Source organism: Mediterraneibacter sp. NSJ-151, from assembly GCF_022487435.1.
Lineage (GTDB): Bacteria > Bacillota > Clostridia > Lachnospirales > Lachnospiraceae > Schaedlerella > Schaedlerella hominis.
The window spans coordinates 180,830-193,610 of the sequence record NZ_JAKVPP010000007.1; the positions used below are offsets into that span (position 1 = coordinate 180,830).

Sequence of the window (12,781 nt, forward strand, 5' to 3'; positions counted from 1 at the left end):
TAACAGTTATTGAGCATCCCTTAATTGCTCTACAACACTGCATTTCGCTGCGTTGTCATACATCATGCAAGGAATCAGCCACCCCAGCAGAAGAAATACCGGAATTGTCAGCAGGACAGGCAGAATGGTGAATCGATACTCAAAGAACCAGAACATACTGCCCAGCATTTTTCCCGCAAGAGGTCCCACTGCCAGCGACAGAATAAAAGCCACCGCTACGGAGGACATTGCGTAAAACAACCCCTCGTAGATCAGCATGGTTTTGAGCTGCCGGTTTGTCATTCCTACAGCCTGAAGCACAGCAAATTCACGGCGGCGGGAAAGAATACCGGTCATCATGGCGTTGAAGAAATTTAAGAGTCCCACCAGCCCAATGATAGCACAGAGGATACCACCTATCAGAAGGAACATCTGCCGGAACTGAGCAAATTCAGAGCGAGCCGTGGCCTTGCTTTCATACATCAAGGGCGAAAACTCACCGGCAGTGAGCTTCGATAGATATTGCTCTGCTTCGGCCTCGTCCGCTTCGTTCGCTGTGTCGAACAGGTAGAGCATCGGAATGGCTGCACCACCGCTGTCCCTCTGTGCGGTGTCCACAGACAAAACTGCATCATAGCCAACGCCGCTATAACGATAACTCATGGAATTCGGAAGTTCTACCAAGGCGCAGACCGTGTACTCTACATCTCTGGCTCCATACAGTTTTTTCTGACGGTACTCCTCCGGTGTATCTTCGGTGCGGAGTTCTCCGGTGCGGCTGTCGATATATTTCACATCATCCGCATAGGTAGCCGTGATCGTGTCTCCCACCTTGGGGTAGTATTCAGGATTGAGCAGATTACCGTAGTCATCTAAGGAAACCGCAATGGCAATGGCGTTATTGTCCGGCTCCAGCATAGGAGAAATATCTCCGTCGAGCACTTGCAGCTTGTCAAACAGACTGTTATCCAGAGCCTCGATTCTGGTATCTCCCATCACCATATTGCCCCGGTGCTCCATGCGGCTCATATGGCTGTCCAACTGCTCGGCGCTTTCGTACCTTGCATAGTCCTGCCGCAGAGCATCCTCCGTCATCCACAGATATGTGGGTTTTCGCACAGCATATCCCGTGCCGGAAAGACTGGCCTTTGTGTTTGCTGCGATTTCTCCGATCTGTTCTGGCGTGATGAATTCATCTGCTGGGTTATAACGAAAATAGTCGGGAGTGCTGACGATAAAATCGGCGCAGGTCATGGTGGATACATACTTCTCCATGCTGAAGCCGCCCACAAAGGCACACAGCGCATTGAACAGTGTCACCGACAGTGCCAGAGACAACACCACCAGTACCGTCTTTTTCTTGTTTCGTCCCAGATTGGCAAAGGCCATCTGATGGAGCTTTGCTCCTCGGATGCTGCGCCGTTTTTTCTTGGTCTGTATCACATCCGTATATTTGGTAGCCTCCACCGGAGAGACCTTGGCTGCCATTTTTCCGGGCTTGGAACAGGACAAAAGCACCGTCAACAAGGCGAACAGCATAGAACCAAGGAAGATCACAGGCGAAGTGCTGATGGTGGTGATGCCTGTATTCAACTGGATGGAGTGCAAGACAACAGGAACCAAAACAGCGCCAATGCCGTAGCCCAGCAGCAGCCCCGCCGGAATACCGATCAGACAAAGCAGAAGTGCCTGCTGGCGAATGATGCGTTTGAGCTGCCGGGGCGTTGTGCCAATGGTTTTCAGAAGTCCGTAAAACCGGATATCCCCTACAACAGAGATCTGAAAAATGTTATAGATGATAAGATACCCCGTGAAAATCACCAGCAGCAAAAAAGCTGCTATGGCGACCATCAGCTCTGGATCGAGCTGTGACTCCAGCTGGGATGAGGTATATCCCCAGTTGACGCCGATCCGGACGCTGTTGGGATCAGTATAGCTGTCCCATGTGTAGCCAAGATCGGTATCCACCTGCTCCATCTGCCCTTGAATGTTTGTGCCGGAGGTCAGCATGACATTCAAATCGGTGCGGAAAGGCTGTAAACCTGTTTTCACTGCCTGCGCTTCGATGTCATCTGCGTAATCACGGCTGATGTTGATGTAATGAACAGGCATTAGTTCATCATAGTCCCAATAGCCCACCAGCGTAAAGGTATCTGTTACAGTAAAGGCGGTTTGATCCTTGTCCGTAATGGAATAGGAAACCGTGACCTCGGCGCCCAGCTCCGGCGTTACGCCAAGCAGCTGCAACGCTGCCGTATCCATAGCTACCTCTTTGCCGCTTTCGGGCATCCGTCCGGTAGTAGGGGTTGCATAGCTCCATTTAGTGCAGTTGGCATCCATGTAGCTGATCTCTGCCGGTATTTTGGCAAAGACCCCCTCAGCAGTGATACCGATTACCTTCCGTGCCCCCGTAGCCTTCACCTTTGGGTGGGCAGCGATGCGTTCCGCCTGCTCGGGGGAAACATCCTTAAAGGTGCCATGCGCATAGCCGCCTACCTGCCGAAACTGGTAGGTTTCATAACTGGCGTTCAACGACAAGACAATGGTGAACATGGACGTAAATAGCAGCGTTGTCAGCGCAATGGCAAAAATGGCGATCAGATTGCGACGACGGTTCGCATAAAGAGATTTTAAGCTGAGTTTTCGAATACATTTTCGATTTTTGACATTCATCGTAGCCACCTCCTGTTAGTTCTGGGAGACGATCCGACCGTCTTCGATACGGATAATGCGGTCTGCCATCTGCGCAATTTCTTCGTTGTGAGTGATCATTACGATTGTCTGGGCGAACTTTTGACTGGTGACTTTCAAAAGGCTCAATACATCCTGGCTGGTTTTGGAATCCAGATTGCCGGTGGGTTCATCTGCCAGAATGATAGCGGGTGCTGCAGCCAGCGCACGGGCAATGGCTACTCGCTGCTGTTGACCGCCTGAGAGCTGATTGGGCAGCGCATCCAGACGATCATCCAGCCCAAGTGTCTGTACAATTTGCTGTACGAAATCCTTATTGACCTTTCCACCATCCAGTTCAATTGGTAGAATGATATTTTCATATACGTTCAGCACCGGAACAAGATTATAGCTCTGAAATACAAAGCCGATTTTCCTGCGGCGAAAGATTGTCAGTGCTTCCTCCTTCAGGGAGAAAATATCCTGTCCATCCACCATGACCATACCGCTTGTAGGGCGATCCAGTCCGCCCAGCATGTGCAACAGCGTGGATTTGCCGGAGCCGGATGTGCCGACAATTGCAACAAATTCGCCCTTCTTTACACTTAAATCAACTCCATCCAACGCATGAACTGCGTTATTGCCGGAGCCATAAATCTTTTTCAGTTTTTTTGCCTGTAAAACTTCCATAAATGAGTACCTCCATGAAAAAATCTGTATGTATGAAAGGAAATGATCCTTTGATACATACAGATTATCGCATAGGAATCTTTCCACATTCTTTCCGGCGGAAAATGAAATCTAACAGTTTTGATAGAATTGTTGTTATTTCGGCAGAAATATGGAAAACGTACTTCCTTTTCCCGGAACGGAAGCAACCTTGATATAACCGCCCTCGCCGGATATGATCTGTCGGGCAAGGTATAAGCCGATGCCGACCCCTTCTTGTTTCTGCACACTATTTGAACGGTAAAAGCGAGCAAATATCTTCGCTTGCTCACTTTCCGGGATGCCTGAACCGGTATCCGATATATCGATCCTTGCAAACATTTCATATCTTACGGCAGAAATAGTAATGGTGCCATGCTCTGTATATTTGATGGCGTTGTCTACGATATTAGCCAGCGCTTCCACTGTCCATTTGAAGTCGAATACAGCAAAAGCATCTGTATCCTGCATTTGCAAAGACAATCCTTTTTCCGAAGCCTTGGCAATATATTGCTCTACCACACTTTCAAGCAGCGACTGCAGCACTGATTGCTGAGGGGAGAGTGAAATGATCCCGTTTTCCAGTCTGGAAAGCTTTACGAGAGAATCGATCAGAAATCGCAGCTTTTCCGATTGTTTGTACAGCGCCTCCACATTTGCCTTCGCCGATGCAGGCAGAGTTTCCTCCATCAAAAGCTCGCTGTATAACAGCAGATTTGCAATCGGCGTTTTCGTCTGGTGGGAAATGTCCGCAATCAAGGTTTTGATTTTGTCTTTTTCCTGCGCTACATTTCGAGAAGATGCTTCTGCGGCAGAAAGATAGTGTGCAAACTTTGTTTCCAAAGCAGACTGCCGGCTTTCATCAAAATTGGTTTCAGAAAAGGAGCCGGTCATGGCAGCGTCCAGCATTCTTTCGATTTCTTCCATCGTTTTTCTGGCCTTTCTCCGCTCCCATAACACAACAGCTGCCGCCGCCAGAAAACACAGCAGTATGATCACAATGCCGGTTTTATTCATCTTTTGTCACCCAGCTATAACCGATTCCATAGACGGTTTTAATATATTTCTGTGCGCCAAGCTTATCCCTCAGTCGCTTGATCGTAACAGACAAAGCATTTTCATCCACATATTCTGCGCCATCTGTCCAGATCCGGTCTACAAGGTCTCCACGGGTCATGGTTCGGCCTCGGTTTTCAACAAGCAGACGCAGTAATTTTTGTTCTGTTTTACTCAATTCCACTTTTGAATCTTCCACATAAAAGGTCATAGCCTCAAAGTCAAAGTGAAATAGATCAATATGGATCGGCGCATTTTTATGGCTTGACGCTTGCTTTCGCAGTTGGGTATTCACCCTTGCACGCAAAACCGAAAGAGAAAAGGGCTTGGTAATGTAATCATCAGCACCTCTCTCCAGTCCGTCTACGATGTCCAGATCGGTGTCGTTGGCAGTCAGCAGAATAACAGGAACTCCGGGCATGTTTTCCTTGACCTCCCGGAGCAGCTCAAGCCCACTGCCATCCGGCAGATTGATATCCAACAGGATCAGGGACACACCGCCGCAAAGCAGCTGTTCCTTCGCCGTTTTTAGGTCTTGGCAGGAAATGATCTGCCGAGCATCTGCTTTCAGTGCTTTGCATAACCCTTGATTCAAACCAATATCATCTTCAACAATCAGTAATTGCTCCATATATCTCACTCCCATTTTTTGAAATCTTATAGCTTTGCTATTAATGATAGTTTCCGGAAGGTCCGTAAAGTACCTGTTTTTATCCGAATACTTCCTCCACAGTTCATTCAGCATTTCTTCTACTGCTTCTTCATTTCGTTCATCTGCATCTTCTCTCAATGCCAATTAAAAGGATCTGACCTCAGTAACTTTTGAAGAATTTAGTTGTTGTCACAACGATATAATAGCGGAAGTTTTCAATCCATAATTACATCCTTTTCCAACATCTTTTATTCATAAAACCATATTAAAAGCAAGATGAACGTTAATTAATCAAACATACTGCTTTATCAAAGTCCTTCTTACGAACATAAATCTTATACTCATAGGAATAGTCTTGATTGATTCCATAGTTACCTGTATAAGCTCTTTGGCTTCCAACTACAGTTGCACTCTGTAGATTTGTTGTTTTTACTACATACTCAATGTTATTTGCAGATAAAATTTCACGTATCTCCGATTGCTTTTTCATATCTAAAGTAATCAATAATTCTTTTCTGTTAAAAATAGTAATCATCTTTACCTCCCCCCTACTGTTCATATCCCGTACTCGCTATTGAGCGTTTACCTGATTTCTTGCACATAACCATCATCAGACTTACTAACCCTTGTATTTACAATCGTTTCTTCATGTCCATATTGTAAGTAAATTAGTAACGCTACAATACCAATTAATATTCCGCTTATTACATATCTTTTTTTCATACGCCACCCAAGAGCGTAAGGATTTTACAGATTTTTCTTCTTAATTGTTTTCCATAAATTTATATCAATTTTTCTTACTCGATTTAATCATAATAAATGCTATGCCAATCACTACTATATACCCTATCAACGAAATAACAGATGATTCAATCCCAAATTCTCCCCCTGTAATTGCAAAAGATTTTGAATTAAGGACGTATGTCATTACAGAATATTTATCCATTTTTTCTCCGATGGACAATCCACCACCAATAATCATAACGTTCCAAATAGCATGCACTATTCCACTATTCCAAATTGAACCACTCTCTATTGCAATCATTGAAAACATAACGCCTACCATAGTTCCAGCGATAATAACTAATAAACAACTGCCTATTGAAAAATCCTGTCCCAGAACATGTACAATACCAAATAACATTGATGGAACGATTACTGCCACTTTAACATTCCATCTTTTCTTTAATGCATTAAGTATAACTCCTCTAAACACCATTTCTTCAACAAATCCAGCCGCTATTCCAGTGAATGCAATTCCTGCGCTTAAAGTAGTAAATATCTGATTTCCATTCATATTTGAAGAAACATACTTACCGTTGAATATTAAAAGATAACTTCCTTTTATAATGACTGGTAACAATACAGCTACTATACTCCATCTTATTTTAATTTTAAATTTAGGTAGTCCAAAATCTGACACTGGTAACTTAATAACCTTGCTAATAAATATTTTCAAAAGAAAATATGACAATCCGGCATATATAACTCCAGCGATAATATTACAAATTCCATATGGAACATGTATTATAGTAAATATACTTGCAATTGCTTGTGCAATAACTTGTGTAATTACTAAAATGAATATGGCAACAAATGATATGCCAATTGCTTTTTTTGTACTCATTTTATTTCTCCTACTATTATATTGTCATAGTCATTCTTTACCTTTTCCATAGGTTAGACTATGCTATTTTAAGATACTGTGGATTGGTTCATTTCTCCTACCACCTGATGGTTTATACGAGGCTCCAACCACAGTCTCTTTGTTCATTTGTTAATCAGTTAGTTACCGCATGACGGTTTATCAAGAAGTAGGTTACAATCACAAGGAGCCCTGTGGATCTTAAAACAGTATCAAAACATTTTAAGGAGGTCCTATATGATTTACATAGGAATTGATGTTGCTAAAAACAAACATGATTGTTTCATCACAAACTCGGATGGTGAGATTCTTTTTAAACCATTCACCATTCCAAACAACTTAGAAGGCTTTGATGACCTATATCACAAAATTGAATCAACTACTAACGATACATCTCAAGTAAAAGTAGGACTAGAAGCCACCGGGCATTACAATTACAATCTTCTTGGATATCTCATTGATAAAGGTCTGACCACCTATGTTATCAATCCGCTACATACAAATCTATTCAGAAAAAGTCAAAGCCTTAGACAGACGAAAACGGATAAAGTAGATGCCCGCACGATTGCTTCCATGCTAATGTCTGATGTGAACTTAAAGTCCTACTCAGACACATCTTATCACAACGAAGAATTAAAGTCATTAACTCGTTACCGTTTTGATAAAGTTAAGGAACGATCTGCTCTAAAGGTTTCTATTTCTAGACTCGTTTGTATTCTTTTCCCGGAATTAGAAAATCTAGTTCCAACACTACATATGGCTTCCGTATATGCATTATTATCTGAATTTCCTAGTGCTACGCATGTTGCTTCGGCTCATTTAACTCGTCTCACAAACCTCTTGAAAACAGCTTCAAAAGGCCGCTATGATAAAGAAACAGCAATTCTCTTCAGAAACACTGCAAGGAGCTCAATCGGCTCAAATATGCCTGCTAAGGCTTTGGAGCTAATGCATACCATACGACTTATTCAGGAACTTAATTCAGAAATCGCTGAAATCGAGAGTGCAATTCAGACGATAATGGACAAGCTCAATCCACCTATCCTAAGTATTCCTGGAATTAGTTATCGTATGGGAGCTATGATTCTTGCTGAAATAGGTGACTTCGATAGATTTGAGTCACCTGATAAAATCTTAGCATATGCTGGATTATCCCCATCAACATATCAATCCGGACAACTTAATAATTCTCATTCTAGAATGGAAAAAAGAGGCTCCAGGTATTTGCGATATGCCCTATATAATGCGACAAAGTATGTCTGTCACTGGGATCCTTTATTTAATGCTTATCTTTCAAAAAAAATATCAGAAGGTAAGCATTACAATGTTGCTATGTCTCATGCTGCAAAGAAACTTGTGCGTGTCATTTTCCATTTACAAAAGACGGGTCAATTATACGCATCGTAAGCTCTTCTTTTTCTAATTCATATCTTCTTTTTCAGAGCACCTTTATTGATGCTCTATTTGTCATGCAATTTTCAAGGTTCTGATTGCAATGAAAAGTCATTGCCACTTTTTTCAAAAATTTCAACATTATACTTGACTTCTTTTAATAGTTAGTCTTGTATTATGTATTACAAATCAACAAATAGTGATTTTCCTTTATCATACTACCACACCAACGAACTTTTGTACATTTTCTCACTAAAAAACCCCTCACACCATAATTGATGTAAGGGGTTTTCTATATAGACTAATTAACACTCTGTGTTATATATCCTATTTGTCTGCTTTTTGAGCGATAGCAGCCTGTGCAGCAGCTAATCTTGCAATTGGTACACGGAATGGTGAGCAAGATACATAATCCAGACCAATCTTGTTGCAGAATTCTACAGAAGATGGATCTCCACCATGCTCTCCACAGATACCGATGTGAAGTTTTGGATTAACAGGTCTACCTAATTTGATAGCTGTTTCCATTAATTTACCTACACCAGTCTGATCCAATTTAGCAAATGGATCGTTCTCAAAGATCTTAGCATCATAGTAAGCGTCTAAGAACTTACCAGCATCATCACGTGAGAATCCGTATGTCATCTGTGTTAAGTCGTTTGTACCGAAGCAGAAGAAGTCAGCTTCTTTTGCGATATCATCAGCTGTAAGAGCAGCTCTTGGAATCTCGATCATTGTTCCAACTTCATATTCAAGGTTGCTTCCTGCTGCTGCGATTTCAGCATCTGCTGTCTCAACAACAAATTTCTTAACATATTTGAGCTCTTTGATATCTCCAACCAATGGAATCATGATTTCTGGTTTTACATTCCAGTCTGGATGAGCTTTCTGTACATTGATTGCTGCACGGATAACAGCGCTTGTCTGCATCTTAGCAATTTCTGGATAAGTAACAGCAAGACGGCATCCACGATGTCCCATCATTGGGTTGAATTCATGTAAGCTATCGATAATTGTTTTGATTTCTTCTACAGTTTTGCCCTGAGCATCTGCAAGTTTCTTGATATCCTCTTCCTCTGTAGGAACGAACTCATGAAGCGGTGGATCAAGGAAACGAATTGTAACCGGGTTACCTTCAAGGGCTTCATACAGTTTCTCGAAGTCTCCCTGCTGCTCTGGAAGAATCTTAGCAAGTGCAGCTTCTCTTTCTTCAATTGTCTCTGAACAAATCATTTCACGGAATGCATCAATTCTGTTGCCTTCGAAGAACATATGCTCTGTACGGCAAAGTCCGATACCTTCTGCTCCAAGCTCGCGAGCTTTCTTAGCATCTGCAGGTGTGTCTGCGTTAGTACGAACTTTCATTGTTCTGAACTTGTCAGCCCAATCCATGATACGTCCAAATTCACCAGCGATTGTAGCATCTACTGTTGGGATGATTCCCTCGTAGATATTACCTGTTGTTCCGTCGATTGAGATTGCATCTCCTTCGTGGAATTCTTTTCCTGCTAATGTAAATTTCTTGTTTTCTTCATCCATTGCGATGTCTCCGCAACCAGATACACAGCATGTACCCATACCACGTGCAACTACAGCAGCGTGAGATGTCATACCACCACGAACTGTCAGGATACCCTGAGCAGATTTCATACCTGTAATATCTTCTGGAGATGTCTCAAGACGAACCAGAACTACTTTTTCTCCTTTTGCAGCCCATTCAACAGCGTCATCTGCTGTAAATACAACTTTACCACAAGCAGCTCCTGGAGAAGCTCCAAGACCTTTACCGATTGGTGTAGCAGCTTTTAATGCAGCTGTATCAAACTGTGGATGAAGCAATGTATCCAGGTTACGTGGATCGATCATTGCAACTGCTTCTTCTTCTGTTCTCATGCCTTCATCTACAAGGTCACAAGCAATCTTTAATGCAGCCTGAGCTGTTCTCTTACCATTACGTGTCTGCAACATGAACAGTTTTCTATCCTGGATAGTAAACTCCATATCCTGCATATCTCTATAGTGTGTTTCCAATTTGTTGCAAACACCTACGAACTGATCGTATACTTCTGGCATAACTGCCTGTAATTCTGCGATTGGCTGTGGTGTACGAACACCGGCAACAACGTCTTCTCCCTGAGCATTCATCAGGAATTCTCCCATCAGCTTCTTCTCTCCTGTTGCAGGGTCACGAGTAAATGCAACACCTGTACCAGATTCATCTGACCAGTTACCAAATGCCATCTCCTGTACGTTAACAGCTGTTCCCCAAGAATATGGAATATCGTTATCACGACGATATACGTTTGCACGTGGGTTATCCCATGAACGGAATACAGCTTTGATAGCTCCCATCAGCTGTTCCTTAGGATCATCTGGGAAGTCAGCTCCGATTTTTTCTTTATATTCAGCTTTAAACTGATTAGCAAGCTCTTTTAAGTCATCTGCTGTAAGGTCTACGTCCTGTGTAACCCCTCTTTCAGCTTTCATCTTGTCGATCAATTCTTCGAAGTATTTTTTACCTACTTCCATAACTACATCAGAGTACATCTGGATAAATCTTCTGTAGCAGTCACGAGCCCATCTTTCGTTGCCTGTTTTCTTAGCAACTACTTCTACTACTTCTTCATTCAATCCAAGGTTAAGGATTGTATCCATCATACCTGGCATAGATGCTCTTGCTCCTGAACGAACAGATACAAGCAGTGGATTCTCATTGTCTCCAAATTTCTTGCCTGTTACTTCTTCCATCTTTACGATTGCTTCCATGATCTGTGCCATGATTTCGTCGTTGATCTTTCTTCCGTCCTCGTAATACTGAGTACAAGCCTCTGTTGTAATTGTAAATCCCTGTGGTACTGGAAGACCAAGATTTGTCATCTCTGCAAGGTTTGCACCTTTTCCTCCAAGCAGGTTTCTCATTGTTGCGTTACCCTCAGTAAACATATAAACCCATTTTGCCATGTCTAAAAGACCTCCTACTAAAGTTTTTTTCAATCATATGTATTCATACTATTGAACTAAGTCGCATACTTTATTTTAAACTTTTCGACGGAGAGCGTCAAGTTTTTTGTATTTATTTTTGTACAATCTTTAACAATCTTTTTTGGTTATTTTGTACAATCCCAGTGTTTTTATCTAAATATTTTTTAGTGTATCTAAATATTTTTTTGGCGTTTTGTCGAAAATCCGGTTTCTCTGATTCGTTATGCTTGTCTTGTCTATTTTTATTTCATTTCTTCAATAAATGCTTTGTATCCTTTATATGCTTCATACACATCCGCTTTGCTTGTTGCTTCCCATGGAGCATGCATACTAAGAGCAGCTACACCACTGTCGATTACTTCCATGCCATAATTTGCCATAATATAAGCGATTGTTCCGCCACCGCCTGCGTCTACTTTACCAAGCTCTGCAAACTGATATGATACATCCTGTGAATCCATTGCCTGTCTAATCTTTGCAAGATATTCTGCATTTGCATCATTTGATCCGCTCTTTCCACGGCTTCCTGTAAATTTATTAAATACAAGCCCTTTTCCGAAAAATGCTGAGCTACGTTTTTCAAATACTTCTGCATACATCGGATCATAAGCTGCACTTACGTCTGATGAGAGCATTGTTGAGTTCATAAGAGCTCTTCTTACTTTCAGATCGGACTCTCCCTCTGTAAGAGCAACCAGCTCTGCAACAATATTTTCAAAGAAACGAGAATGCATACCTGTTGCACCAACACTTCCGATTTCTTCTTTATCTACTAAAATACAGCAAGCTGTACGCTCTGTTTTCTCTACATCTAACATTGCAAATAAAGATGTAAATGCACATACACGGTCATCCTGACCATATGCCAGAACAATACTGCGGTCAAAACCACAGTCACGTGCTTTTCCTGCCGGTACAATTTCTAATTCTGCTGAAATAAAATCTTCCTCTTCCACGTCATAATACTCTTTTAAGAGATTCATAACGTTTGCCTTTACAGCTTCTTTTTCTTTCTTTTCAAGACTTTCATCCTGTTCAATTGGACGGCTTCCGATAAGCAGATCTAAGTTCTCGCCTTCTACTACTCCTGCTGCTTTTTTATCCATCTGTTTTGAAGCGAGGTGGATCAATAAATCTGTGATAACAAATACCGGATCTTCATCCTTTTCACCAATGTTTACATTTACAACTGTACCATCTTTCTTTACGATCACGCCATGAATAGCCAACGGTATAGTTACCCACTGATATTTTTTAATTCCACCATAATAGTGCGTATCTAAATATGCAAATTCTTCATTTTCATATAATGGATTCTGTTTTACATCAATACGCGGTGAGTCAATGTGTGCTCCAAGTATATTTATTCCTTCTTCCAAAGGCTTTGTTCCCATATTGAACATAGCGATCATCTTATTCATGCAAACAGCATAAATCTTATCTCCTGCCTGCACCTTTTCGCCGCTTTTAATAACATCTTTGATATTCTTGTAGCCTGCTGCCTCTGCTCTTTCAATTGTAAGTGCAATACATTCACGCTCTGTTTTTCCTGCGTCCAGACATTTCTTATAATCCTCATTAATCGCATTGAGCTTTTTTAATTCTTCTGCATTATATGTTGTCCATGCATTTCTACGTTCCATTGAAATTACCTCCTGATTACCAAAATCAACCCAGCAGATTTTCTTTCAAAAATC

The 12,781-nt window shown here is 41.9% G+C and carries 9 protein-coding genes; 1 reads left to right on the forward strand and 8 read right to left on the reverse strand.

The annotated features are described in order from the left end of the window. Positions 1-6: 6 nt before the first annotated feature. From LQE94_RS09330 to LQE94_RS09355, 6 genes are all read right to left on the reverse strand, one after another. Entirely contained in the window at positions 7-2,652 is a 2,646-nt protein-coding gene (locus LQE94_RS09330; RefSeq protein ID WP_240577530.1) for an ABC transporter permease, read from the reverse strand. Between the two features lie 15 nt (positions 2,653-2,667). Further along, positions 2,668-3,339 carry an ABC transporter ATP-binding protein gene (locus tag LQE94_RS09335; protein ID WP_240577550.1) on the reverse strand — a complete coding sequence of 224 codons (672 nt, stop codon included), beginning with the start codon at positions 3,337-3,339 and terminating at the stop codon, positions 2,668-2,670. Between the two features lie 135 nt (positions 3,340-3,474). After that, positions 3,475-4,374 carry a sensor histidine kinase gene (locus tag LQE94_RS09340; protein WP_240577531.1) on the reverse strand — a complete coding sequence of 300 codons (900 nt, stop codon included), beginning with the start codon at positions 4,372-4,374 and terminating at the stop codon, positions 3,475-3,477. Continuing rightward, positions 4,367-5,044, reverse strand: coding sequence for a response regulator transcription factor (locus LQE94_RS09345; protein ID WP_117989698.1), 678 nt, complete (start codon positions 5,042-5,044; stop codon positions 4,367-4,369). Before LQE94_RS09345 ends, LQE94_RS09340 begins: the two co-directional genes overlap by 8 nt. Before the next feature lie 304 nt (positions 5,045-5,348). Further along, on the reverse strand, positions 5,349-5,600 hold the full coding sequence (locus LQE94_RS09350; RefSeq protein ID WP_022074572.1) for a hypothetical protein: 252 nt from the start codon (positions 5,598-5,600) through the stop codon (positions 5,349-5,351). A gap of 252 nt (positions 5,601-5,852) precedes the next feature. Then, positions 5,853-6,692, reverse strand: coding sequence for a CPBP family intramembrane glutamic endopeptidase (locus LQE94_RS09355; RefSeq protein WP_022074571.1), 840 nt, complete (start codon positions 6,690-6,692; stop codon positions 5,853-5,855). Positions 6,693-6,947: 255 nt separating this feature from the next. Between LQE94_RS09355 and LQE94_RS09360 the strand changes: the two genes are divergently transcribed. Further along, on the forward strand, positions 6,948-8,117 hold the full coding sequence (locus LQE94_RS09360; protein WP_240577532.1) for an IS110 family transposase: 1,170 nt from the start codon (positions 6,948-6,950) through the stop codon (positions 8,115-8,117). Between the two features lie 312 nt (positions 8,118-8,429). On the opposite strand, the gene ppdK is transcribed toward LQE94_RS09360, so the two are convergent. Together ppdK and LQE94_RS09370 are read right to left on the reverse strand one after the other, a co-directional pair. Then, positions 8,430-11,063, reverse strand: a complete 2,634-nt coding sequence (gene ppdK / locus LQE94_RS09365; RefSeq protein WP_240577533.1) for a pyruvate, phosphate dikinase — start codon at positions 11,061-11,063, stop codon at positions 8,430-8,432. A 263-nt stretch (positions 11,064-11,326) separates the two neighbouring features. Then, positions 11,327-12,727: an aminopeptidase gene (locus LQE94_RS09370; RefSeq protein ID WP_240577534.1), complete on the reverse strand. Its 1,401-nt coding sequence runs from the start codon at positions 12,725-12,727 to the stop codon at positions 11,327-11,329. Positions 12,728-12,781 lie beyond the last annotated feature (54 nt).